Genomic DNA, 25,664 nt, shown 5'->3' on the forward strand with positions numbered 1-25,664 from the left:
GGTATTAAATCACCCATAATCGGCCAGGATTGCGGCTGCGCTCCTAGCGCGCTAGAGCTGCTTGATCATGCGGGTGTTGCCCAAGGTATTGGGCTTCACCCGGGCAAGGTCCAGGAACTCTGCCACGCCCTCGTCATGCGAGCGCAGCAGTTCGGAATATACCTGCGGATCCACGGCCGATTGGTCGGCCATGACTTCAAATCCGTGGCGCTTGAAGAAGTCCACTTCAAAGGTCAGGCAGAAAACACGGCTCACGCCAAGCGCCCGGGCTTCCTCCAACAGGTTCTCCACGAGGACGTGCCCCACACCCCGCCCACGCCACGAGTCCGCCGCGGCAAGAGTGCGGATCTCGGCCAGGTCCTCCCACATGACATGGAGCGCCCCGCAACCTATGACTTCCCCGGCGTCCGACTCTGCAATCCGGAATTCCTGCAGGCTTTCGTAATACGCCACGGTCTCCTTGGCCATGAGGATCCGTTCCTCAGCCAAGGGCGCCACAAGCCTCTTGATCGCCGCCACATCACTGGTGCGGGCAGGGCGAAGGCTGAAGGTCGGATTCACTCCCCCATCCTAGCGAGACGGACAGGCGCCGGCCGTGCCCAGCGCTGATGGTTACACGCACACCAGTCCGGCTTGCCTGCAATTCCTTCAAACAGCCGGGCTATTGCGAATTTCATGGTCGCGGCGGTTCTCCCCTGTTGATGAACGCCACGTTGATGATGTGGTCCCCGCCCGTCTCGGAACTGTTCTGAAAGACAAGCTGATAGCGGGTGCCCCCAATCAACAGGGCAAGCCCCAAAGGGATCCTGGTTGGTGAGTTTGCCGCAGCGAGGAGCGTCTCCAGAAAGGACGCGTCTTTTTCAACTTGCCCACGAATGCCGGACTTTTCAAAGCCTTCCAGCGCCGACAACCAGACAGTTCCGTCCGCCTCACGGATAGCATGTGCGGGGTACACAACATGTCCGGTGGCGGTTTCGAAGCCGTCGGCGGTACGGAAGATCTTGAACTTACCGCACCAATTCGTAAAGTGCCGGTTCAAGACTCCGCTGGGGTCGGCTGCCGCTGCCGGAACCGGCACGTCTTTCTCCTTGAGCACTTGATCCTGACTGTTCGCTCGCAGTCAATGCCGCGAATCCGTAGCGTTCTTCACGGCCATGCATCTCCATACGATGACCGTCACCCGTATCCAGTGCGTCCAGGTGCCAAATCGTGACGCTAATCAGCTCTGGCGACAAAGTCGTTGAAGGGACACAGAACCAAGTGGTTCGTGAACGGATGATCCGGAGTCCTGTCGTCGGACAGGACGCCTGGGAGGAACTAGTCTCAAGTGGTGCCAACCATCTGGAAGGGTATTGAGATGAAGAAGGCCGTTCTCACTCTGGAGGGCACCCCCAGCGATGTCGTCGCCGTCTCGGAAGCGGCAGCGCAGGCCATCGCCGTAAATGACAGGGTCCGGCGGCCGCTGTTCCGCGAGTTGCATAGGCTACACGAGCGTCGCGGTGCAATGGCAAAAACCCCCGACATTACGAGGGGACGAAAGCGAATCCTGTGGCAGGCAACGTGGGGCTTCCTCCTCAGCGCCGGCTTGTCAGCCGCACTGACAGCAGCCGTGATGTTCGGTCCTGCAGATCGCAAGAGTACCTATATCACCGCGGAGCAGGCAGCTTCGGTAGCCTCCCCTGCCGCGGTGATCGGAATCGTTCTCCTGGCAGTTGCGCTCTTCCTCCCGGTGCCCGCAAGGCCGGCAGCACGATACGGAACCGTGTGCACGTTGATTGTGGGACTCTTCGTCATCGGCCTCGTGACCTTCAGGGCTGTCACGGGCGTCGCCGATGATCGAGGATTTGATTCCGGGCAGGTCGCACCGTGGCTCATCAAGATGAGCCTGACACTTGCACTCCTGGCCCTCCTCGCTTGGCGCCTGAACCGCAAACGTGTGCTGGAACTCCAGCAAGACCTCAGTCCCGCAGGTCGCAAAGAGGCGATGCGAAACTTGCGGACGGCGGCTGAACACCTTGCGGCAACGTCGTTGGAACGTTGGGGCCAAGGAGCCGGCGGCTCGGTATCAGCGGCATGGAATGATCAACTGAAGCAGCTGGAGCGCCAAGGGACACCCCCGGCTGTCATCGCCCAGGCACGGGCGATCGGGCCGGTGGCATGGCTTGCCCGGTTTGTCTACGGCGGGGATTTCGACGGCGACCTGCGCAAAATACTGTCCCCATGAACACCACCACCTGCGCCCCCGCCGCGTCGGCGGAGGCACAGGCCAGCCTTTTCGGTCTAAATCCCCAGCTCCTCAGGCAAAGCCACGTCCTCGCCCAGCACCTGTTTTGCCAGGAAGTGCTCCACCACTCCGTACCAGATCTTCGCGTGCTGCGGCTGGAGTACCCAGTGGTTTTCGTCAGGGAAGTAAAGGAAGCGGTGCGGGCTCTGGCCGTTCTCGTCCGCAGGCAGCTGCGATGAGGACAGGAGCTCGTACCAGAGGCGCAGGCCCTCGCCGATCGGCACCCGGTAATCCTTGTCACCGTGGATCACCAGCATGGGTGTCTTAATGTTGCCCACGTTCAGGTGCGGTGAGTTCTCCGAGGCCATGTCCACGGTCATCTCCTTCAGCCAATACTGCGCTGCATCCGTGGTGGGACCGAACTGGTCCAGAGCCCACAAACTTGCGTGGGTAACAATCGCCTTAAACCGATCGGTTTGGCCGGCCACCCAGTTGGCCATGTAACCGCCGAAGGATCCTCCCATCGCCGCTGTCCGGGACTCGTCGATGTCCGGACGGGCAATCACCGTGTCAGTGATGGCCATGAGGTCGGTAAAGGGCTTCTTGCCCCATTCACCCCAGCCGCGCTGGATGAATTCCTGGCCGTACCCAGTGGAAAGTGCGGGGTCGGGCAGGAGCACGGCGTACCCCTTGGCCACCAGCAGCCAGGGGTTCCATCGCCATGTCCACGCATTCCACGAACCCAAGGGCCCGCCATGGATCCACAGCAGGAGCGGTGCGGGCTTGTCCGCGGAGGCATCGTCGGGGAGGGCGAGGTAGGCGGGCACGCGTGCGCCGTCGTCCGCCGTCGTTTCCACACGCTCCAGGCGTCCCTTGTAAACGGGACGCTCAGCAGGGGCCTGAAGCCTGGTCACTTCTCCGGTAGCAAGGTCTATCCGGACCGCTTCGGCGGGGAACTCGTAGGAGCTCCGCAGGGCATACGCCGTCGTCCCGTCAGAGGAAAGCACGACGTCGGAGTAGGCGGACGCGTCCTGCGTCACCCGGGTGATCCCACCGTCAGCGACGTTAATCCGGAAAACCGGCGACGCGCCGTCGTCGTCCGCTTTGGCCAGGATGGAGCTGCCATCCGGGAGCCATGCGAGGGCAGTAGCCCAGCGATCCCACTGATGGGCCAGCGGCTCAAGGTCAGTGGTCTCACCGCCGGCGACGTTGAGCAGGTGCAGCTTCACCTGGGGCGCCTGGTGGGGCGTGGTGTCGCTTTCGCTTTCGACCACCAGGGTGCTGTTGTCCGGGCTGACCGGCCCCGGGAAGTAGTTCATGCCTTCATGGTCCAGCAGCACCTTGACGCTCCCGGTGGCGACGTCGATGGCGGCGAGCACCTCACGGCTGTCTGCTTTTGCCAGCGCCTTGGTCATGCTGGTGTAGATGGTCTTGCCGTCCGGGCTCACCACCGTTTTTGACTCACGCAGTGAACCGCCGACGCCGGACGTCAGGTTGCGCAGCTTGAGCGGAGCGGCAGCATCCACAGTTGTCGGCTTGCCGGGTTCCTGGTCCTCTCCCTGCTCAACAGCGAAGATCCGCGGCTCGGCGGGGCCGAGGTCGGCATCCCAGAAGCGGACGGGGTAGCCGCTGTGCAGGATGGCGGAGACCTTGTTGTCCTTGCGGGCCTTGCGGCGTTCGTCGTCGTTGTCTTCGTCGGTAGATCCGGCGAGGACCTCGGCGTTGACGAACGTGGCGTCCGCGTCCTTGGCTGTCATGACCGAGCTGATGCCACCTGAGCGCGAGTGCACCACCCGGGCTTCTCCCCCGTCGGCGGGCAGGAGCCACAGGGCGTTCACCGGGTCGGCGTCGGGACTGTCCGGGTCCGGGCGCGCTGAGGTGAAGTAAAGGTCGCCGTTCGCCGCGAACGCAGCACCGGCCTCGCCCTTGGAACTGCGGGTGATCCGGCGCGCTTGCTTCCGGCCGGTGGGGTCGATCTCCCAGAGCGCGGAAGCGAACTCGGTTCCCTTGCCGTTCAGCGTTGAAACGGTGCTGACCAAGCGAGTGCCGTCGGGGCTGAGGGTGAGGCCGCTGACCCGCGGGATGGCGAGGTAGTGGTCCATGTCGTGAAACGGGGTTTCGGGCTGCTCGCCCGGGATGTGAATGTCAGCAGAGTCCATGGTCCGATTCAACACGCATTGTGCCGCCGATCACAGAGTGGTTCACTCACAGTGAAACAGTACTTTCACATATTTACCCAAGTAGGTCGCAGTAGAACGCGTTATGACGGATCAAAACGCGCTCTCCTGCTACTTGGCTGGGAGGTTTCGCAGGGCCGCGAGCACGGGCACAGTTCCGTCCTCCGTGGCGATGGCGGCCGCTACGCCCCTGGCTTGAACGGCGTACGACGGCGACGCCACGGTTTCGGCGATCGCGTCACCGAGGCGCTCCGGAGTCAGCATCTTGTAAGGAATCGGCCGGGGCCCGGCACCCAGCGCTGCAATACGCGAAGCCCAGAGAGGCTGGTCCGTGTAGACGGGGACGCCTATGGCCGGAACTCCTGCGCGGAATCCGGCCGCCGTGGTCCCAGCTCCGGCGTGATGGACCACAGCCGCCATCCGGGGGAAGAGCCACTGGTGGGGAACACTTCCGACACCCAGGGCGTCATCACCCAGCGCACCCTCCGGACCCTGCACTACTGCCCTCACTCCGGCGCGACGTGTCGCCTCCAGGATGAACTCAGGGTCGAGGTGGGCGCTGCTGCCAAAGCCGACAAAAACCGGCGCCGGCCCGTCGGCGAGAAAATCCACCAAGTCCGAGGACGGTTCCCAACGTGTATTCTCGGCAGGCCACCAGTAGCCGGCCATGACCAAACCAGAGTGCCAATCCGACGGCCGCGGCAGGACCGAAGGGCTGATGCCGTGAAGAATGGTTGCCCGTGCTTTCCTCCGGCGGCGCTCCCCTGCAGCCCGGCTTTCCTTGCCAAGACCCAACTGCTTGCGAAGGCGGGCACCTGGAGCATCGTACGGGGCGGGGCCGGCAGCGGCACGCTCACCGATCACCTTGTTCCCCCATGCCCCCAGGCTGCGGGACGAATTCATGAGCACGGGAGGATATGCCGCACTCGGTTCCGTGGGTTGCAGGTGTGCGCCGATCGCAGGGATGCCCATGGCTTCTGCGATGTCGTATGCATAGGGAGCCACCGAATTGGCCAGGATGACGTCGGCTCCAGCCTCGGCGGCCGCCAGGGTTCCGGTGGCTGCGTTGTCCATGTACGCGCCGAGCTTGCGCCAAAACGCCATCACGCTTCCAGGCGCGGTCTTCGCACCCGGCGCCGGTTGCCTGATGAGTTCCGCAAGATCCCCTGGCAGCGGCCTGAATTCGCATCCGGACTCCACCACCAACGGGGCGTAAGCAGGATTCGCCGCAATGGCAACCTCGTAGCCCAGCCCCTGAAGGCGACTCCCGAGCCCGGCCATGGGCGCAACATCCCCGCGCGTCCCGGGAGCAACCATGAGTACCCGCATGGGGTCCCTACCTTCCCTGAATTGCGATCACCGTTCGCAATTCAGAATATAGTGAAATGGGATGAGCACCAAACCATCTCAATGGAATGAAGGGAGCTCGGATGCCGGTTCACGATCCTGCGGACGTCTGGCGGCGCCCGGAACGTTCGGCCGTCGGCCCCAAACCGGAACACTCCCGGAACGGGATTGCGGCGGCGGCGCTTCGTATTGCCGATGAGGAAGGCTTGGCAGCTGTCTCCATACGCAGGGTTGCAACCAGCGTAGGAGCAGGCGCCGCTTCCCTCTACCGGTACGTGAAATCACACGACGAACTTGTTGAACTGATGATGGATGCAGTCGCCGGCGAGTACCAGTTTGAAACGACCGATGATCATCCACAGGGGCGGCTCCTGAACCTTGCCCGGCAAGGACGCAGCATCATGCACCGGCACCCTTGGCTGGCACCGCTCCTGATCACTCGCCCATCCACGGGCCCCAACTCCCTGCGTTTCCTGGACGGGACTTTGGCCGCCATGGAAGCGGTGGACCTTCCCGGGCCGGCAAAACTCCAAGTCGTGGCCATGATGTCAGCCATCACCTCGGCATTCGTGCAGAACGAACTGGCTTCACTGCCACCATCAGATCCAACTGAAGGCAGCTCGGCAGACCGCGGCTCACACATCCTTGACGCCCTCCAGGCCGGAGAGTATCCACACCTCGCCGCAGCCATGGCAGGGCACTCCGGTGCAGGCAGCAGCGAGGAACAATTCACCAACGCAATCACGAATTATCTGGCGGGCGCAGGCATTCCCGCCTGGCGCTGACCCGCTGTTGGGCCAGAGCCGGCCAGTTACGCAAAAGCCCCGCCTGCTCCTTTGTGGGAGCTGGCGGGGCTTTGTGCTGTATTGCCTTACGCGGTGGGAGCGATCTCCGGGATCCGCGGCTTGGCGTTGCCTTCGAACGTGAACTTGGCGTCGTCACCTTCGCCGTCAACATCCACCACAACGATGTCGCCGGAGTGGAGTTCGCCGAACAGGATCTTCTCGGACAGCTGGTCCTCGATCTCGCGCTGGATGGTGCGGCGCAAAGGCCGGGCACCCATGGCGGGATCGTAACCACGCGTGGCCAGGAGGACCTTGGCAGCGGGCGTGAGCTCGATGCCCATGTCCTTGTCCTTGAGGCGACGCTCCAGGCGGGTCACGAACAGGTCCACGATCTCGATGATCTCGTCCTGCGTCAGCTGCGGGAACACCACGACGTCGTCAACGCGGTTGAGGAACTCGGGGCGGAAGTGCTGCTTGAGCTCTTCCGTGACCCGGGCGCGCATCCGGTTGTAGCCGGTCTGGGTGTCCGTACCGGACTGGAAGCCCGTTGCCACGCTCTTGGAGATATCGCGGGTACCAAGGTTGGTGGTCATGATGATCACGGTGTTCTTGAAGTCCACCACGCGGCCCTGGGAGTCGGTCAAGCGGCCGTCTTCCAGGATCTGCAGCAGCGAGTTGAAGAGATCGGCGTGGGCCTTCTCCACTTCGTCGAACAGGACCACGGAGAACGGACGACGACGGACCTTCTCGGTCAGCTGGCCGCCTTCTTCGTAGCCGACGTAGCCCGGAGGTGCACCGAAGAGACGCGAAACCGTGTGCTTCTCGGAGTACTCGGACATGTCCAGTGTGATGAGGGCGTCCTCTTCACCGAACAGGAACTCGGCCAGGGCCTTGGCGAGCTCGGTCTTGCCGACGCCCGTGGGGCCGGCGAAGATGAACGAGCCACCCGGACGCTTGGGGTCCTTCAGGCCTGCACGGGTACGGCGGATGGCCTGGGACAGGGCCTTGATGGCCTCGTCCTGTCCAACGACGCGCTTGTGCAGTTCGTCTTCCATCTTGAGCAGGCGCGAGGACTCTTCCTCGGTGAGCTTGAAGACCGGGATGCCGGTGGAGTTCGCAAGAACTTCAGCGATCAGGTCCTCGTCAACCTCGGAGATGTCGTCCATGCCGCCGGACTTCCACGTGCGTTCCTTCTCAGCGCGTTCGGCAATGAGCTTCTGCTCCTTGTCGCGCAGCGAAGCAGCACCCTCGAAGTCCTGGGCGTCGATGGCGGATTCCTTCTCCATCTTCACGTCCGCAATACGCTCATCCATGGCCTTGAGCTCCGGCGGAGCGGTCATGCGACGGATACGCAGGCGTGCGCCGGCTTCATCGATGAGGTCGATCGCCTTGTCCGGCAGGAAGCGGTCCGAGATGTAGCGTTCGGCCAGCTGCGCGGCTGAGGCGAGGGCGCCGTCGGTAATCGTCACGCGGTGGTGTGCCTCGTAACGGTCACGCAGGCCCTTGAGGATCTCGATCGCGTGAGCGACGGAGGGTTCCTTGACCTGGATCGGCTGGAAGCGGCGCTCAAGGGCAGCGTCCTTCTCAATGTGCTTGCGGTATTCATCCAGGGTGGTGGCACCGATGGTCTGGAGTTCACCACGGGCCAGCATGGGCTTCAGGATTGACGCAGCATCAATGGCGCCTTCGGCAGCACCTGCACCAACGAGGGTGTGGATCTCGTCGATGAAGAGGATGATGTCGCCGCGGGTGCGGATTTCCTTGAGGACCTTCTTCAGGCGCTCTTCGAAATCACCGCGGTAACGGGAGCCGGCAACCAGGGAACCGAGGTCAAGCGTGTACAGCTGCTTGTCCTTGATGGTCTCCGGGACATCCCCGCGGACGATCGCCTGGGCGAGGCCTTCGACGACGGCAGTCTTACCGACGCCGGGCTCACCGATCAGGACCGGGTTGTTCTTGGTGCGGCGGGAGAGGACCTGCATGACGCGTTCCATCTCCTGCTCGCGGCCGATCACGGGATCGAGCTTGTTTTCGCGGGCAGCCTGGGTCAGGTTGCGTCCGAACTGGTCAAGCACCACCGAGCCGGCAGGCGTACCTTCCGGCTGGCCCTGGCCGGAACCGCTGCCTGCGGTTTCCTTGCCCTGGTAACCGGAGAGCAACTGGATGACCTGCTGACGAACCCTGTTCAGGTCCGCACCAAGCTTCACCAGCACCTGGGCGGCCACGCCTTCGCCTTCGCGAATGAGGCCGAGCAGGATGTGCTCAGTACCGATGTAGTTGTGGCCGAGCTGCAGTGCTTCGCGGAGGGAAAGCTCAAGCACCTTCTTGGCACGCGGGGTAAAGGGGATGTGACCGGACGGGGCTTGCTGGCCCTGGCCGATGATCTCCTGTACTTGCTCGCGAACGCCATCGAGCGAAATGCTCAGGGACTCGAGCGCCTTGGCAGCAACGCCTTCACCCTCGTGGATCAGACCCAAGAGGATGTGCTCGGTACCGATGTAATTGTGGTTGAGCATCCGTGCCTCTTCTTGGGCAAGGACGACCACGCGACGGGCACGGTCCGTAAATCTCTCAAACATTTCGCCACACTCCTAGCTACGACGTACTTTGATGCTACGTGCCGGAGCAACACTTTTGGGGCGTGTTCGCCACAGGGGAAACATGACGCCGCGGAGGAATAAAACGGGCGCTTCCCCTTGACCCCGGCGGGTGACGGTGACATCCTGCCGGCCGGTCCGGGAAACTGTCGCCAACCCACCGTGCGAGTACTCCAAGCTGAGGCAAGGGCGATGCTTTCCTGTACTCCTTGGAGCCTGCGTAAACCGGCTTCCGGGACAGAGTGGTTTCAGCGACTATTCCCCGCTGGGACCCACCGGACACCCAACAAACCCGGGTCCCTTAAACAACCAATGCCCCGGCAGTGACTGCCGGGGCATTGAAGTGGTGAATCAGGAATTGGCCTTTTGGTAGGCTTCCTGAATTTCAGCCTGAATACGTCCGCGACTGTTGACTGTGTAACCGTTATCACGGGCCCACTGCCGGATCTGTGCGGAATCCTGGTTGCGGGCCGGAGTAGCGCGACCCCGCGTCCCACGGCCGGAAGAAGTCTTCCGGGCCTTTGCGACAAACGGTTCCAGGGCCTTCCGAAGCGACGCTGCGTTTGCTGTGGACAGGTCCATTTCGTAGCTAACACCGTCCAGGCCGAACCGGACAGTTTCGTCCGCAGCCCCTTCATCCAGGTCATCGACGAGGATGATTTTTACTTTCTGTGCCATGAGTTGCCTCTCTTTTGGAGGGATGGATAATCAGAAATTCCCCGGGTTCCTTTGTCGATTATCGTTCACAACAAGCACGCACGTCAAAGCACAATTGGATTCACGCGAAACTCGAACCCATTTAGCGGCCTATTTAGGGGCTGGACCTTCAGGCGCCGGTCCGGCATTTTTTGAATTCGCTTCGGCCTGGGCGCGGGCTTCTGCCTGCCGCTCGGATTTGTCTGCATTGAAGATCGACTTCATGGCAAACCAGAAGATCAAACCCACAACTATGGACGGCGCCAGGACTGCGATGTACTCCATGATCAGTGACCTTCAGGCTTCAGCAGGGGGAACAAAATGGTTTCACGAATACCGGCCCCGGTGAACAGCATGACCAAACGGTCAATGCCAAGCCCGATGCCGCCCATGGGCGGCGCGCCGTATTCGAGGGCGCGGAGGAAGTCCTCGTCCAGCTGCATGGCTTCTTCGTCGCCCGCTGCGGAACGTCGCGACTGCTCCGTGAGGCGTTCGCGCTGAATCACCGGGTCAATGAGCTCGGAGAAGGCCGTGCCCCGCTCCATGCCGCCAATGATCAGGTCCCAGGCTTCAATGAGCCGTCCGTCTTCGCGGTGCGGGCGGGCCAGAGGCTGCGCCGAGGGCGGGTAGTCATAGACAAACGTGGGGTTCAGCAAGGTGGGTTCCACGATCTCGCCGAACAGCTCCACAACGATCTTCTCGGCGTCCCACTTGGGGTCCACCTTGACCTCGTGCTTAGCGGCAATTGCCAGCAGTTCCTCCACCGTGGTGTCCGGCGTAATTTCCACACCCACTGCTTCGGAAATACCCGGGTAAACCGAAACCCAGGCCCATTCGCCGTCGAGGTTGATTTCACCGGCCTCCGTCTGGATGGTGCGCGTTCCAACGACGTCCGCCACATTCAGGATAATTTCCTTCATGCGTTCGGCCATGACGAACTGGTCTGCCCAGGCCTCATAGCATTCCAAGGTGGTGAATTCGGGGCTGTGGGTGGAGTCCACGCCTTCATTGCGGAAAACGCGGCCCATGTCATAGACGCGGTCAATGCCGCCTACAACAGCGCGCTTGAGGAAAAGCTCTGTAGCGATGCGCAACGTCATCTTCTGGTCGAACGCGTTCATGTGCGTTTCAAATGGACGTGCCGTAGCGCCGCCGTGGACCAGCTGCAGGATGGGGGTTTCCACCTCAACGTAGCCGTGGCGGTCCAAGGTATCGCGGACGGAGCGGGTGATAGCTGCCCGCTTGTAGACCATCTCACGTGCTTCGTCGCGGACCATGAGGTCCACGTAGCGCTGGCGGACGCGCGTTTCCTCGTTCAGTTCAGCGTGCAGGACCGGGAGGGGCCTCAGGGCCTTGGAGGCCATGGACCAGGAGTCGGCCATGACGGACAGCTCTCCGCGGCGGGAGGAAATTACCTCGCCCTTGATGAAAACATGGTCGCCGAGGTCCACGAGGGCCTTCCAGTCGGCGAGCGATTCCTCGCCGACGTTGGCAAGGCTCAGCATGGCCTGCAGCCGGACGCCCTTACCGTCCACGCCACCCTCCTGGAGGGTGGCAAAGCACAGCTTGCCGGTATTGCGGACGAACACGACGCGCCCGGTGACGCCGACAATATCGCCGGTGGTTTCGTCGGCTTCCAAGTGGGCATACTTCTCCCGGATTTCGCCGAGGGAATGGGTCCGTTCAACACCCACCGGGTAGGCCTCCGTGCCGCGCTCGATCAGCTTGGCGCGCTTATCCATACGGATGCGCATCTGCTCGCTGGCATCGATGGGTTCTGCGGAGGTGTTCAGGGCTGGGGTGTTTGCGGAAGTCACAGTCCTTAAGTTTACCGGTGATTACGGGCCTTCACGTCCGGGCCCCAGGATCGGGCAAACGAATAGACTCGGGGCTGTGGAGACATGGACAGTTGAAACGGTCGACGGCGGCGGGCAGCTTGAGGTGCACACCTTCCGCCCCGCGTCAGGCGCCTCAATTCCCGGTTCGAAGGCACCTGCCGAACCGGCCGGCGTCGTGCTCATCCATGGCACCTTGGTGACGGACTCGCTGTACTGGCCTTTCGCCCGAACCCTCAGCGTGATGCTGGGGCGCCCTGTGCACAGCTACAACCGGCGCGGCCGCGGGAGGTCTGCGCCGCAGCCTCCGGGCTATTCGGTGGAGACTGAGATCGCGGACCTCCATGCAGTGATGGAAAAGAGCGGCTCCACCGACGTAGTGGCGCACAGTTACGGCGGTTTCGTGGCACTGCAAGCTGCGAGGCAGGCCCGGATCAACAAACTGGTCACCTATGATGCCGCGGTTTCCTTGTCCGGCAACCTCAGCAGCAGGTGGCGGCCCGAACTTGAGGAAGCAGTAACGGCCGGTCAACTGGACCATGCCTGGGCCCACCTGGTGCAGGGGCTGGGGACCGCCGGGCCCATCTCCTACCTGCCTATGGGGGCGCTGCGCACGCTCAGTGTCCTATCGGCCCGGACCCGTTTGGGTCTGGAGATGCGCTCCCTGCTCCCCACCGCCGTCACCGAAATGCGGGCGGTACTGGACGCCGACGCCCACCTTCACGATTTCATGAAGCTCTCCACGCCCACGCTCATGCTCAGCGGTGGTTGGAGTCCGTCGTACTTTGCTGAGACTGGGCGCACGCTGGCCGGAGCAGTGCCCGCAATCGACTTTGCCGTGGTCCCGCTGCAGTTCCACGAAGGGCCCCTGCGCCCCGGGAAGCGGCTCGCCGCACGCATCGCGCGGTTTCTTACCGGGCCCCGGGTCCACGGCGAACTTCCCGGTGCCACCTAGGATGTTCCGGTGAGGGAACGCGATATTCAAACGCACGACGGCGGCCGGCTGGCCCTGTACAGCTACGGCGCGGAGGACGCCCCCGGGGAACGCAGGGTGGTCCTCATCGGCGGGGCGTTCCTCACTGCACTCATTTACCGGCCGTTCTCCCTGGCCTTGGCCAAGGGCCTCGGTGATGGCTGGGCCGTGGATGTCTACGACCGCCGGGGCCGGGGCAAATCCACCGAGCAGCCGGATCACTACTCCATGGCGACGGAAATCGCCGATGTCCGTACCATCATGGATGCCACAGGCGCCCGGAACATTTTTGGCCACAGCCTGGGTGGGTCCGTTGCATTGAACGCCGCCCAAGCCTTTGCCGGTACGCCTCACCAGCCCGACAAGCTCGCCGTTTACGACGCTGCGGTGAACATCGATGGCAGCATGGACACCGAATGGCTTGCCGGGTTCGCGGATTCGGTCAATAAGGGTGATGTCGGGCTGGCGCTGGCCCGGATGAAGCGCGGGATGCAACCCGGAACCGCCTTGGCCCGGGTTCCCGAGCCAATTCTGGCGGGACTCATGGCTGTGGTGTCGCGGACCAAAGTCAATCAGCTCTTCCGCGAGCTGATGCCTTCGGGCGTTGGTGAGCTGAAGGCAGCCTTCGAAGCCGCGGACACTCCAACCGACTTCTCCGTGCTCCCCTCCAGCACGCACTTCATGGTGGGCAAGAAAAGCCCGCAGTTCTACAAGGTCACGGCCGCCCGGTTGAACAGGGCGGTTCCCGGGAGCACGCTGGAAGTTTCGCCCAAGGGTTTTCATGGGTCGATTCCTGCAGCCGTCAACGAGCTCGTTTCGGATATCTCGGACTACTTCAAAGGCTGAGCGTTTTTCCACACCGGCCGCTTTTCCCACATAAGGGCCGGCATGCTGCCGGCACTCAGGTCGCTCGGTTAGGCTCAAGTCATGACGCGCGACATCATCATGACCCCCGACGGCGGACACCTCGAAGTACTCACTACAGGCGGTGAGCTGGCAGCGGCAGGCTCCGGCGTCGTCGTCGTTCCGGCCTCCATGGTGACGGCCGCCGATTACACGCGCTTCGCCCAGAAACTGAGTGAAGCCCTGGGCCGCCCCGTTCACACCTTCAACCGCCGTGGACGTGGCGATTCATCCCCGCAGTCCGAGGACTATACGCTCGAGGCCGACATTCAGGACCTTGACGCTGTCATGAAACACACTTCCAGTACCGACGTCTTCGGGCACAGCTTCGGCGGTGCCGTAGCGCTGCACGCCGCCCGGACGCTGCCGGTTGAGCGCCTCGCTGTCTATGATCCTGCCGTCTCGGTCAACCACAGCGTCAAGGCTGACTGGACCCCGGATTATGAACGCGCGACGGCGGCGGGAGACTACGATCGCGCCCTCGCCATCCTCATCAAGGGAGTAGAGACCGGCGGCGCCTTCGCTCGAATGCCCCTGTCCATGTTGACCCTGGCGAACAAGCTTGCCGCCGGCACACCACTGGGCAAACAGATGCGTGAGCTGATGACCTGCGGCGTCAGGGAGATCAAGGCCGTCATCGCAGCTGATATGCCTCCCGAGCCGTTCCTGGAGCTGCCCTTGGAAACCCTGATTGTGGTGGGCGAGAAGAGCCCGGCGTACTTCGGCGTTGCGTGCGGCCAAATCCACGACATCCTGTCCGGATCCAGCTACACCATCCTCCCTGGCTTCGGCCATGACGGGCCCAACAAGGCTCCGGACAAGCTGATCTCCGAGTTGTCGGAGTTCTTCTCGGGCTAGGCCTTTTTGGATCGCAGGGAGGCCGGCGACGGCTGGGTGACCGGCTAGGGCGACCGGCTAGGACCTGGTGACCAGGCTAGGGCGACCGGCCAGGGGCCTGGTGACCAGGCTAGGGCGACCGGCCAGGGGCCGGGCGACCAGGCGCTGACTATTCCAGGATTGTGTCAGTCACCCGTGGGTCCCGATAGCCGCTGTGTGCGGCCCTAAGATTCTTCTGCCTGATTTAGGCAACGCCGTACCGCGCTTGGTGCGGGGCTGGTGGTGCTTGTGTTGGGGTAGGGCTGGTGGGTGTGGTGGTTAAAGGGGAAGAGCCCCGACCTTGGGTCGGGGCTCTTGCCTTAATGGTTGTCCGGCGGTGTCCTACTCTCCCACACCCTCCCGGGTGCAGTACCATCGGCGCTGTGGGTCTTAGCTTCCGGGTTCGGAATGGGACCGGGCGTTTCCCCCACGCTATGACCGCCGTAACTCTGTTACCCGTCCCGGTCCACCAAAACCCTGTTGGGGGTGTGGTTTTCCTGGGTGGGAAGACTGTGGTTACAACTGTGGTGCTTGGTTGTTATTCAGTTGTTTGGTTCCGGCAACCCGTGGCGGGTTGTTGTTCGGGAACCACATAGTGGACGCGTGCAGTGTGTTGTGTGGTGTAAGTTGTTGGCCTATTAGTACCGGTCAGCTTCACGAGTCTTTAGTCCTCGCTTCCACATCCGGCCTATCAACCCAGTGGTCTGGCTGGGGGCCTCTCACACATAAATGTGTATGGAAATCTCATCTTGAAGCGAGCTTCCCGCTTAGATGCTTTCAGCGGTTATCCCATCCGAACGTAGCTAATCAGCGATGCACTTGGCAGTACAACTGACACACCAGAGGTTCGTCCGTCCCGGTCCTCTCGTACTAAGGACAGCCCTTCTCAAATTTCCTGCGCGCGCAGCGGATAGGGACCGAACTGTCTCACGACGTTCTAAACCCAGCTCGCGTACCGCTTTAATGGGCGAACAGCCCAACCCTTGGGACCTACTCCAGCCCCAGGATGCGACGAGCCGACATCGAGGTGCCAAACCATGCCGTCGATATGGACTCTTGGGCAAGATCAGCCTGTTATCCCCGAGGTACCTTTTATCCGTTGAGCGACGGCCATTCCACAATGTACCGCCGGATCACTAGTCCCGACTTTCGTCCCTGCTTGAGATGTCTCTCTCACAGTCAAGCTCCCTTGTGCACTTACACTCGACACCTGATTGCCAACCAGGCTGAGGGAACCTTTGGGCGCCTCCGTTACTTTTTAGGAGGCAACCGCCCCAGTTAAACTACCCATCAGGCACTGTCCCTGACCCGGATCACGGGCCGAAGTTAGATGTCCAAAGTGACCAGAGTGGTATTTCAACGATGACTCCACCCGAACTGGCGTCCGGGTTTCAACGTCTCCCACCTATCCTACACAAGCCACTCCGAACACCAATACCAAACTATAGTAAAGGTCTCGGGGTCTTTCCGTCCTGCTGCGCGTAACGAGCATCTTTACTCGTACTGCAATTTCGCCGAGTTTATGGTTGAGACAGCGGGGAAGTCGTTACTCCATTCGTGCAGGTCGGAACTTACCCGACAAGGAATTTCGCTACCTTAGGATGGTTATAGTTACCACCGCCGTTTACTGGGGCTTAAATTCTCAGCTTCGCCCGCAAGGGGCTAACCGGTCCTCTTAACCTTCCAGCACCGGGCAGGAGTCAGTCCGTATACATCGTCTTGCGACTTCGCACGGACCTGTGTTTTTAGTAAACAGTCGCTTCCCCCTGGTCTCTGCGGCCCACACCCGCTCACGGAGAGCAAGTCTCCATCACGGGGCAGGCCCCCCTTCTCCCGAAGTTACGGGGGCATTTTGCCGAGTTCCTTAACCATAATTCTCTCGATCGCCTTGGTATTCTCTACCTGATCACCTGTGTCGGTTTGGGGTACGGGCGGCTAAAACCTCGCGTCGATGCTTTTCTAGGCAGCATAGGATCACCGGATCCCCCCAAACGGGAGTCCCATCAGATCTCAGGCACGTGCTCGAAGCACACAGGAACGGATTTGCCTATCCCTGACCCTACATCCTTAGACCGGGGCAACCATCGCCCGGCCCGGCTACCTTCCTGCGTCACACCTGTTAATACGCTTACCTCCCGGGATCAGGTCCCGCGCTCGGCCAAAACCCACAACACCACAAGGGTGAGCGGGCAGGCTCCGGGCGGTTAGTATCCCCCGCTTGGCATGGGCGGTTTTTCGCCGGTACGGGAATATCAACCCGTTGTCCATCGACTACGCCTGTCGGCCTCGCCTTAGGTCCCGACTTACCCAGGGCAGATTAGCTTGACCCTGGAACCCTTGATCATTCGGCGGACGGGTTTCTCACCCGTCTTTCGCTACTCATGCCTGCATTCTCACTCGTGTAGGCTCCACCGCTGGTTTACACCGCGACTTCACTGCCCACACGACGCTCCCCTACCACTCCACACCCCTGAACCACGAAGGCTAGGGCAATGTGTGAAATCCACAACTTCGGCGGTGTACTTGAGCCCCGCTACATTGTCGGCGCGGAATCACTTGACCAGTGAGCTATTACGCACTCTTTCAAGGATGGCTGCTTCTAAGCCAACCTCCTGGTTGTCTTCGCAACTCCACATCCTTTCCCACTTAGCACACGCTTAGGGGCCTTAGTTGGTGGTCTGGGCTGTTTCCCTCTCGACTATGAAGCTTATCCCCCACAGTCTCACTGCTGCGCTCTCACTTACCGGCATTCGGAGTTTGGCTGACGTCAGTAACCTTGTAGGGCCCATCGGCCATCCAGTAGCTCTACCTCCGGCAAGAAACACGCAACGCTGCACCTAAATGCATTTCGGGGAGAACCAGCTATCACGGAGTTTGATTGGCCTTTCACCCCTACCCACAGCTCATCCCCTCCATTTTCAACTGAAGTGGGTTCGGTCCTCCACGACGTCTTACCGTCGCTTCAACCTGGCCATGGGTAGATCACTCCGCTTCGGGTCTAGATCACGCCACTACACTCGCCCTATTCAGACTCGCTTTCGCTACGGCTACCCCACACGGGTTAACCTCGCGACGTAACACTAACTCGCAGGCTCATTCTTCAAAAGGCACGCCGTCACCAGAATCAGACTGGCTCCGACGGATTGTAAGCACACGGTTTCAGGTACTGTTTCACTCCCCTCCCGGGGTACTTTTCACCTTTCCCTCACGGTACTGGTCCGCTATCGGTCATTAGGAAGTATTTAGGCTTATCAGGTGGTCCTGACAGATTCGCACGGGATTTCTCGGGCCCCGTGCTACTTGGGATACTCTCCAGGCTGCACACAACATTACGGTTACGGGGCTCACACCCTCTCTGGCCGGCCTTTCAAGACCGTTCACCTATGCACGCACATCACCTCACTGGTCCGGCAGAACCAGAACGGAAAGTCCCACAACCCCGCCCATGCAACGCCCGCCGGCTATCACACATGGAAACGGTTTAGCCTGATCCGCGTTCGCTCGCCACTACTAACGGAATCACTATTGTTTTCTCTTCCTGCGGGTACTGAGATGTTTCACTTCCCCGCGTTCCCCCCACGCACCCTATGTGTTCAGATGCGGGTCACACAATCACCTTGCAGCGTTGTGCGGGGTTTCCCCATTCGGACATCCTGGGATCAACGCTCGGTTATCAACTCCCCCAGGCTTATCGCAGATTCCTACGTCCTTCTTCGGCTCCTAATGCCAAGGCATCCACCGTGTGCCCTTAAAAACTTGACCACACAAGATCAAAAACTTACTCGAGAGAACCACGACCACAAGGGCCAGGTTCATTCATAAGAAATTGCTGTAAGAACACACCCACACCAACCCCAAAAGGGCCAGCCACGTGCGTGTGTTCTAGATGCTCGCGTCCACTATGTAGTTCTCAAACAACAACCCCGTCAACCAGACCACACCCACCACAACCCACACCCCACAAAGGGAAGCGCAAGCCATCAACAGCGGACGAAGTACCGGAAGCAGGAACAAAAGAAACACCAGAAGTGCCCCCCTGCATTGCTGCAAAAAGGTCCTGTTGCCTCAGGACCCAACAGTGCGCCAAACACAACCCCCACCAGCCACGCCCCGGACACGTTCCCAACAACACCACACCCCCAAAAAAGGAAGCACAGGCCGCCGTACTAGCACCAGGACACAACCACAAAGGCCATGCCAAAAAACTTTGATTCGTTGATATTCCACCCATGAGCACCCACCGCAGAACAGACGCCTGCGCAATGGGCAACACTGACAACCACCAACCATCCGCATGCACGGACACCGGCAATTATTAGCAGCTCCTTAGAAAGGAGGTGATCCAGCCGCACCTTCCGGTACGGCTACCTTGTTACGACTTAGTCCCAATCGCCGGTCCCACCTTCGACGGCTCCCCCCACAAGGGTTAGGCCACCGGCTTCGGGTGTTACCAACTTTCGTGACTTGACGGGCGGTGTGTACAAGGCCCGGGAACGTATTCACCGCAGCGTTGCTGATCTGCGATTACTAGCGACTCCGACTTCATGGGGTCGAGTTGCAGACCCCAATCCGAACTGAGACCGGCTTTTTGGGATTAGCTCCACCTCACAGTATCGCAACCCTTTGTACCGGCCATTGTAGCATGCGTGAAGCCCAAGACATAAGGGGCATGATGATTTGACGTCGTCCCCACCTTCCTCCGAGTTGACCCCGGCAGTCTCCTATGAGTCCCCGCCATAACGCGCTGGCAACATAGAACGAGGGTTGCGCTCGTTGCGGGACTTAACCCAACATCTCACGACACGAGCTGACGACAACCATGCACCACCTGTAAACCGACCGCAAGCGGGGCACCTGTTTCCAGGTATTACCGGTTCATGTCAAGCCTTGGTAAGGTTCTTCGCGTTGCATCGAATTAATCCGCATGCTCCGCCGCTTGTGCGGGCCCCCGTCAATTCCTTTGAGTTTTAGCCTTGCGGCCGTACTCCCCAGGCGGGGCACTTAATGCGTTAGCTACGGCGCGGAAAACGTGGAATGTCCCCCACACCTAGTGCCCAACGTTTACGGCATGGACTACCAGGGTATCTAATCCTGTTCGCTCCCCATGCTTTCGCTCCTCAGCGTCAGTTACAGCCCAGAGACCTGCCTTCGCCATCGGTGTTCCTCCTGATATCTGCGCATTTCACCGCTACACCAGGAATTCCAGTCTCCCCTACTGCACTCTAGTCTGCCCGTACCCACTGCAGAACCGGAGTTGAGCCCCGGTCTTTCACAGCAGACGCGACAAACCGCCTACGAGCTCTTTACGCCCAATAATTCCGGATAACGCTTGCGCCCTACGTATTACCGCGGCTGCTGGCACGTAGTTAGCCGGCGCTTCTTCTGCAGGTACCGTCACTTTCGCTTCTTCCCTACTGAAAGAGGTTTACAACCCGAAGGCCGTCATCCCTCACGCGGCGTCGCTGCATCAGGCTTGCGCCCATTGTGCAATATTCCCCACTGCTGCCTCCCGTAGGAGTCTGGGCCGTGTCTCAGTCCCAGTGTGGCCGGTCACCCTCTCAGGCCGGCTACCCGTCGTCGCCTTGGTAGGCCATTACCCCACCAACAAGCTGATAGGCCGCGAGTCCATCCAAAACCACAAAAGCTTTCCACCACCTGACATGCGTCAGACAGTCATATCCGGTATTAGACCCAGTTTCCCAGGCTTATCCCAGAGTCAAGGGCAGGTTACTCACGTGTTACTCACCCGTTCGCCACTAATCCCCCAGCAAGCTGGGATCATCGTTCGACTTGCATGTGTTAAGCACGCCGCCAGCGTTCATCCTGAGCCAGGATCAAACTCTCCGTTGAAGTAAAACAAATCAAACAGACACAACCACACCCACCGGAAATAACGGCAAACACGGCTGCACAAAATTCGAAACCAGCTGAAAACCAGACCACCACACACGGGGGTGCGCAACGATCCAGCCATAATTTCAACCAATCAATAAAACAATCGGTATCAACAAACTTGGCACACTATTGAGTTCTCAAACAACAGACCCCCCAAAACATCACCCACAGCACACCACACAAAGCAGCGCACCCAACAGGGCCATTGGAAAAGAAGAGTTATTTTTTGGCCGCCTACCGAACCGTACACACCTTCCGGCTTTCCGTTTCGCACCCGGCGACTCAGAAAACAATACACGCCCCCAACCCCCAACGCAAATCCACCCCCACACCACACCCCCACACCCCCAAAACCCCCACCAAACCGCCGTCGAACACCAACCCCTAACGCCTCACCAACACCCGCAACGCAGCGGCGCGGGATACGGCACGTTGTCCTTGGGACCAATGACGTTGGCGCCGCCTGGTGGGAGGATGGAACTCATGGAATTGCACATCACAGGAGATGCCGCCGCTGACCAACTGCTCACTGACGACGCCTTTGCGCTGCTAACGGGTATGTTGCTCGATCAACAAGTCACTATGGAGTCGGCCTTTGCTGGTCCCGAGAAGATCCGTACCCGCCTTGGGTCTTTGGACCCCGCCGTCATTGCGGAGCACGACCCGGCCGGTTTCGTCGAGGTCTTCAAGGAGAAGCCGGCCGTCCATCGCTTCCCAGGTTCCATGGCCGGCAGGGTCCAGGCCCTGGCGGAAACGGTGCATAGTGACTGGAACGGTGATGCTGCCACGATCTGGACCCAGGGTAACCCTGACGGGGCCGAGGTACTGCGTCGGCTCAAGGCATTGCCGGGCTTCGGGGAACAGAAGGCCAAGATCTTCCTGGCCCTGCTGGGGAAGCAGTGCGGTCTCCAGGCCGAGGGGTGGCGGGAAGCCGCTGGCCACTACGGCGAGGAAGGATCCTACCTATCGGTTGCCGACATCGTGGACCCGGAGTCCTTGGTCAAAGTCCGCGCCAGCAAGCAAGCAGCAAAAGCAGCTGCGAAGTCTGCGAAGTAGTCCAGCAATTAATTCATCGGCAACTCGACAGCCAGCGGGATGTCACGGCACGGGGGTGCTGAGCTGCCCTTGCTGGTATGGTCCTCCGCTAAGAGCCGTCGTCCGTCAAGCCCAGCTTGTAATGGACGCAGGGACGTCCCGAGTCTTCGAAGACTCCATGGCCGGCAGTCTTCCACCCGGCCGCTTCGTACAGCCTGCGTGCAGGCAAGTTGTCCTTCACAACCCTCAGGGACGCCGAGGTGAAACCCTCCGTTACGAGCCTCCGGGTGATGTTCGCCAGTAGCGCGCGCCCTACTCCACGGGCTTGGATGGACGGGTTCACGACAAGCAGCGCAATGTGGGCCGTGCGGGAGGAACCTGCCTGCGTGTCATCCATGACCAGCGCAAACCCGCTGATCGCTGAACGGCTTTCCACGATCGAAAGGACGCCCCGCGGGGAGGTCAGTTTCGCCAACGCCTTGCGTTTGATGTCGGGATCCGGGGGTGTGCCATCACGAAGGGCAAGAGCCTGCATCCATAGGTCTGCACACCCTGGGTGGTCTTCGGCCGTCCCCGCACGGAAGGTCCATGACAACGGTGATTGCATGTTGAGGTCCATCAGTTCCATCCCGACATCTGCAGTGAAGAGGCAAGCCGCAATCAGCTTAGGCCTGTCCGTCGGGGGATGGCGTCCGGACCACCACGGGCAACCTGGATCCTGGCGCCGCCGGCATAAGGGGCTGGCTTGGGGTGAGGCTGGTGTGGTGGTTAAAGGGGAAGAGCCCCGACCTTGGGTCGGGGCTCTTGCCTTAATGGTTGTCCGGCGGTGTCCTACTCTCCCACACCCTCCCGGGTGCAGTACCATCGGCGCTGTGGGTCTTAGCTTCCGGGTTCGGAATGGGACCGGGCGTTTCCCCCACGCTATGACCGCCGTAACTCTGTTACCCGTCCCGGTCCATCAAACCCTGTTGGGGGTGTGGTTTTCCTGGGTGGGAAGTTTGGTTACAACTGTGGTGCTTGGTTGTTATGTAGTTGTTTGGTTCCGGCAACCCGTGGCGGGTTGTTGTTCGGGAACCACATAGTGGACGCGTGCAGTGTGTTGTGTGGTGTAAGTTGTTGGCCTATTAGTACCGGTCAGCTTCACGAGTCTTTAGTCCTCGCTTCCACATCCGGCCTATCAACCCAGTGGTCTGGCTGGGGGCCTCTCACACATAATGTGTATGGAAATCTCATCTTGAAGCGAGCTTCCCGCTTAGATGCTTTCAGCGGTTATCCCATCCGAACGTAGCTAATCAGCGATGCACTTGGCAGTACAACTGACACACCAGAGGTTCGTCCGTCCCGGTCCTCTCGTACTAAGGACAGCCCTTCTCAAATTTCCTGCGCGCGCAGCGGATAGGGACCGAACTGTCTCACGACGTTCTAAACCCAGCTCGCGTACCGCTTTAATGGGCGAACAGCCCAACCCTTGGGACCTACTCCAGCCCCAGGATGCGACGAGCCGACATCGAGGTGCCAAACCATGCCGTCGATATGGACTCTTGGGCAAGATCAGCCTGTTATCCCCGAGGTACCTTTTATCCGTTGAGCGACGGCCATTCCACAATGTACCGCCGGATCACTAGTCCCGACTTTCGTCCCTGCTTGAGATGTCTCTCTCACAGTCAAGCTCCCTTGTGCACTTACACTCGACACCTGATTGCCAACCAGGCTGAGGGAACCTTTGGGCGCCTCCGTTACTTTTTAGGAGGCAACCGCCCCAGTTAAACTACCCATCAGGCACTGTCCCTGACCCGGATCACGGGCCGAAGTTAGATGTCCAAAGTGACCAGAGTGGTATTTCAACGATGACTCCACCCGAACTGGCGTCCGGGTTTCAACGTCTCCCACCTATCCTACACAAGCCACTCCGAACACCAATACCAAACTATAGTAAAGGTCTCGGGGTCTTTCCGTCCTGCTGCGCGTAACGAGCATCTTTACTCGTACTGCAATTTCGCCGAGTTTATGGTTGAGACAGCGGGGAAGTCGTTACTCCATTCGTGCAGGTCGGAACTTACCCGACAAGGAATTTCGCTACCTTAGGATGGTTATAGTTACCACCGCCGTTTACTGGGGCTTAAATTCTCAGCTTCGCCCGCAAGGGGCTAACCGGTCCTCTTAACCTTCCAGCACCGGGCAGGAGTCAGTCCGTATACATCGTCTTGCGACTTCGCACGGACCTGTGTTTTTAGTAAACAGTCGCTTCCCCCTGGTCTCTGCGGCCCACACCCGCTCACGGAGAGCAAGTCTCCATCACGGGGCAGGCCCCCCTTCTCCCGAAGTTACGGGGGCATTTTGCCGAGTTCCTTAACCATAATTCTCTCGATCGCCTTGGTATTCTCTACCTGATCACCTGTGTCGGTTTGGGGTACGGGCGGCTAAAACCTCGCGTCGATGCTTTTCTAGGCAGCATAGGATCACCGGATCCCCCCAAACGGGAGTCCCATCAGATCTCAGGCACGTGCTCGAAGCACACAGGAACGGATTTGCCTATCCCTGACCCTACATCCTTAGACCGGGGCAACCATCGCCCGGCCCGGCTACCTTCCTGCGTCACACCTGTTAATACGCTTACCTCCCGGGATCAGGTCCCGCGCTCGGCCAAAACCCACAACACCACAAGGGTGAGCGGGCAGGCTCCGGGCGGTTAGTATCCCCCGCTTGGCATGGGCGGTTTTTCGCCGGTACGGGAATATCAACCCGTTGTCCATCGACTACGCCTGTCGGCCTCGCCTTAGGTCCCGACTTACCCAGGGCAGATTAGCTTGACCCTGGAACCCTTGATCATTCGGCGGACGGGTTTCTCACCCGTCTTTCGCTACTCATGCCTGCATTCTCACTCGTGTAGGCTCCACCGCTGGTTTACACCGCGACTTCACTGCCCACACGACGCTCCCCTACCACTCCACACCCCTGAACCACGAAGGCTAGGGCAATGTGTGAAATCCACAACTTCGGCGGTGTACTTGAGCCCCGCTACATTGTCGGCGCGGAATCACTTGACCAGTGAGCTATTACGCACTCTTTCAAGGATGGCTGCTTCTAAGCCAACCTCCTGGTTGTCTTCGCAACTCCACATCCTTTCCCACTTAGCACACGCTTAGGGGCCTTAGTTGGTGGTCTGGGCTGTTTCCCTCTCGACTATGAAGCTTATCCCCCACAGTCTCACTGCTGCGCTCTCACTTACCGGCATTCGGAGTTTGGCTGACGTCAGTAACCTTGTAGGGCCCATCGGCCATCCAGTAGCTCTACCTCCGGCAAGAAACACGCAACGCTGCACCTAAATGCATTTCGGGGAGAACCAGCTATCACGGAGTTTGATTGGCCTTTCACCCCTACCCACAGCTCATCCCCTCCATTTTCAACTGAAGTGGGTTCGGTCCTCCACGACGTCTTACCGTCGCTTCAACCTGGCCATGGGTAGATCACTCCGCTTCGGGTCTAGATCACGCCACTACACTCGCCCTATTCAGACTCGCTTTCGCTACGGCTACCCCACACGGGTTAACCTCGCGACGTAACACTAACTCGCAGGCTCATTCTTCAAAAGGCACGCCGTCACCAGAATCAGACTGGCTCCGACGGATTGTAAGCACACGGTTTCAGGTACTGTTTCACTCCCCTCCCGGGGTACTTTTCACCTTTCCCTCACGGTACTGGTCCGCTATCGGTCATTAGGAAGTATTTAGGCTTATCAGGTGGTCCTGACAGATTCGCACGGGATTTCTCGGGCCCCGTGCTACTTGGGATACTCTCCAGGCTGCACACAACATTACGGTTACGGGGCTCACACCCTCTCTGGCCGGCCTTTCAAGACCGTTCACCTATGCACGCACATCACCTCACTGGTCCGGCAGAACCAGAACGGAAAGTCCCACAACCCCGCCCATGCAACGCCCGCCGGCTATCACACATGGAAACGGTTTAGCCTGATCCGCGTTCGCTCGCCACTACTAACGGAATCACTATTGTTTTCTCTTCCTGCGGGTACTGAGATGTTTCACTTCCCCGCGTTCCCCCCACGCACCCTATGTGTTCAGATGCGGGTCACACAATCACCTTGCAGCGTTGTGCGGGGTTTCCCCATTCGGACATCCTGGGATCAACGCTCGGTTATCAACTCCCCCAGGCTTATCGCAGATTCCTACGTCCTTCTTCGGCTCCTAATGCCAAGGCATCCACCGTGTGCCCTTAAAAACTTGACCACACAAGATCAAAAACTTACTCGAGAGAACCACGACCACAAGGGCCAGGTTCATTCATAAGAAATTGCTGTAAG

At 60.1% G+C, this 25,664-nt stretch carries 15 protein-coding genes and 5 rRNA genes; 6 read left to right on the forward strand and 14 right to left on the reverse strand.

Going from position 1 to position 25,664, the window contains the following annotated elements; all coding sequences use genetic code 11:
* Window positions 1–51: 51 nt before the first annotated feature.
* Window positions 52–561 (reverse strand): amino-acid N-acetyltransferase, encoded by a 510-nt coding sequence (locus tag M1D51_RS21025; RefSeq protein WP_458107910.1) that lies wholly within the window; start codon window positions 559–561, stop codon window positions 52–54.
* 112 nt (window positions 562–673) lie between these two features.
* A complete protein-coding gene (locus M1D51_RS21030) occupies window positions 674–1,039 on the reverse strand; it encodes a hypothetical protein (RefSeq protein ID WP_458107911.1) in 366 nt (121 codons plus the stop codon).
* 318 nt (window positions 1,040–1,357) lie between these two features.
* Here M1D51_RS21030 and M1D51_RS21035 point away from each other — a divergent pair, with 318 nt between their 5' ends.
* The gene (locus tag M1D51_RS21035) at window positions 1,358–2,224 is read left to right on the forward strand and encodes a hypothetical protein (RefSeq protein WP_458107912.1); all 867 of its coding nucleotides are present in this window, start codon (window positions 1,358–1,360) and stop codon (window positions 2,222–2,224) included.
* A gap of 56 nt (window positions 2,225–2,280) precedes the next feature.
* Here the strand turns inward: M1D51_RS21035 and M1D51_RS21040 are convergent, their stop codons facing one another.
* Both M1D51_RS21040 and M1D51_RS21045 read right to left on the reverse strand, forming a co-directional pair.
* A complete protein-coding gene (locus M1D51_RS21040) occupies window positions 2,281–4,383 on the reverse strand; it encodes a prolyl oligopeptidase family serine peptidase (protein ID WP_458107913.1) in 2,103 nt (700 codons plus the stop codon).
* 129 nt (window positions 4,384–4,512) lie between these two features.
* Window positions 4,513–5,730 carry a glycosyltransferase gene (locus M1D51_RS21045; RefSeq protein WP_458107914.1) on the reverse strand — a complete coding sequence of 406 codons (1,218 nt, stop codon included), beginning with the start codon at window positions 5,728–5,730 and terminating at the stop codon, window positions 4,513–4,515.
* Window positions 5,731–5,831: 101 nt separating this feature from the next.
* Between M1D51_RS21045 and M1D51_RS21050 the strand changes: the two genes are divergently transcribed.
* Entirely contained in the window at window positions 5,832–6,533 is a 702-nt protein-coding gene (locus M1D51_RS21050; protein WP_458107915.1) for a TetR/AcrR family transcriptional regulator, read from the forward strand.
* Window positions 6,534–6,619: 86 nt separating this feature from the next.
* Here the strand turns inward: M1D51_RS21050 and M1D51_RS21055 are convergent, their stop codons facing one another.
* The 4 genes from M1D51_RS21055 to lysS form a co-directional block, all read right to left on the reverse strand.
* Window positions 6,620–9,112: an ATP-dependent Clp protease ATP-binding subunit gene (locus M1D51_RS21055; protein ID WP_026541632.1), complete on the reverse strand. Its 2,493-nt coding sequence runs from the start codon at window positions 9,110–9,112 to the stop codon at window positions 6,620–6,622.
* A gap of 369 nt (window positions 9,113–9,481) precedes the next feature.
* Complete coding sequence (locus M1D51_RS21060) at window positions 9,482–9,808, reverse strand: histone-like nucleoid-structuring protein Lsr2 (RefSeq protein WP_172326157.1); 327 nt, start codon at window positions 9,806–9,808, stop codon at window positions 9,482–9,484.
* Window positions 9,809–9,937: 129 nt separating this feature from the next.
* Window positions 9,938–10,111: a hypothetical protein gene (locus M1D51_RS21065; RefSeq protein WP_172326156.1), complete on the reverse strand. Its 174-nt coding sequence runs from the start codon at window positions 10,109–10,111 to the stop codon at window positions 9,938–9,940.
* 2 nt (window positions 10,112–10,113) lie between these two features.
* A complete protein-coding gene (gene lysS, locus M1D51_RS21070; RefSeq protein WP_458107916.1) occupies window positions 10,114–11,643 on the reverse strand; it encodes a lysine--tRNA ligase in 1,530 nt (509 codons plus the stop codon).
* A gap of 76 nt (window positions 11,644–11,719) precedes the next feature.
* Between lysS and M1D51_RS21075 the strand changes: the two genes are divergently transcribed.
* The 3 genes from M1D51_RS21075 (at window position 11,720) to M1D51_RS21085 (ending at window position 14,395) form a co-directional block, all read left to right on the forward strand.
* Window positions 11,720–12,616: an alpha/beta fold hydrolase gene (locus tag M1D51_RS21075; protein ID WP_458107917.1), complete on the forward strand. Its 897-nt coding sequence runs from the start codon at window positions 11,720–11,722 to the stop codon at window positions 12,614–12,616.
* Between the two features lie 9 nt (window positions 12,617–12,625).
* The gene (locus M1D51_RS21080) at window positions 12,626–13,480 is read left to right on the forward strand and encodes an alpha/beta fold hydrolase (RefSeq protein ID WP_172326431.1); all 855 of its coding nucleotides are present in this window, start codon (window positions 12,626–12,628) and stop codon (window positions 13,478–13,480) included.
* 81 nt (window positions 13,481–13,561) lie between these two features.
* Window positions 13,562–14,395, forward strand: a complete 834-nt coding sequence (locus M1D51_RS21085) for an alpha/beta fold hydrolase (protein ID WP_172326432.1) — start codon at window positions 13,562–13,564, stop codon at window positions 14,393–14,395.
* A gap of 347 nt (window positions 14,396–14,742) precedes the next feature.
* Here the strand turns inward: M1D51_RS21085 and rrf (M1D51_RS21090) are convergent.
* The 3 genes from rrf (M1D51_RS21090) to M1D51_RS21100 form a co-directional block, all read right to left on the reverse strand.
* Window positions 14,743–14,859, reverse strand: a 5S ribosomal RNA gene (gene rrf, locus M1D51_RS21090).
* 171 nt (window positions 14,860–15,030) lie between these two features.
* Window positions 15,031–18,175, reverse strand: a 23S ribosomal RNA gene (locus M1D51_RS21095).
* Between the two features lie 568 nt (window positions 18,176–18,743).
* Window positions 18,744–20,263 (reverse strand): 16S ribosomal RNA (locus M1D51_RS21100).
* Between the two features lie 519 nt (window positions 20,264–20,782).
* Here M1D51_RS21100 and M1D51_RS21105 point away from each other — a divergent pair.
* Complete coding sequence (locus M1D51_RS21105; protein ID WP_458107918.1) at window positions 20,783–21,364, forward strand: HhH-GPD-type base excision DNA repair protein; 582 nt, start codon at window positions 20,783–20,785, stop codon at window positions 21,362–21,364.
* Between the two features lie 88 nt (window positions 21,365–21,452).
* On the opposite strand, the gene M1D51_RS21110 is transcribed toward M1D51_RS21105, so the two are convergent.
* From M1D51_RS21110 to M1D51_RS21120, 3 genes are all read right to left on the reverse strand, one after another.
* Window positions 21,453–21,962 (reverse strand): N-acetyltransferase family protein, encoded by a 510-nt coding sequence (locus M1D51_RS21110; RefSeq protein ID WP_458107919.1) that lies wholly within the window; start codon window positions 21,960–21,962, stop codon window positions 21,453–21,455.
* 199 nt (window positions 21,963–22,161) lie between these two features.
* Window positions 22,162–22,278, reverse strand: a 5S ribosomal RNA gene (gene rrf / locus M1D51_RS21115).
* A 168-nt stretch (window positions 22,279–22,446) separates the two neighbouring features.
* Window positions 22,447–25,590 (reverse strand): 23S ribosomal RNA (locus M1D51_RS21120).
* The 16S, 23S and 5S rRNA genes sit together here, the layout of an rRNA operon.
* Window positions 25,591–25,664: the final 74 nt, after the last annotated feature.

Source organism: Arthrobacter sp. R3-55 (genome assembly GCF_054161505.1).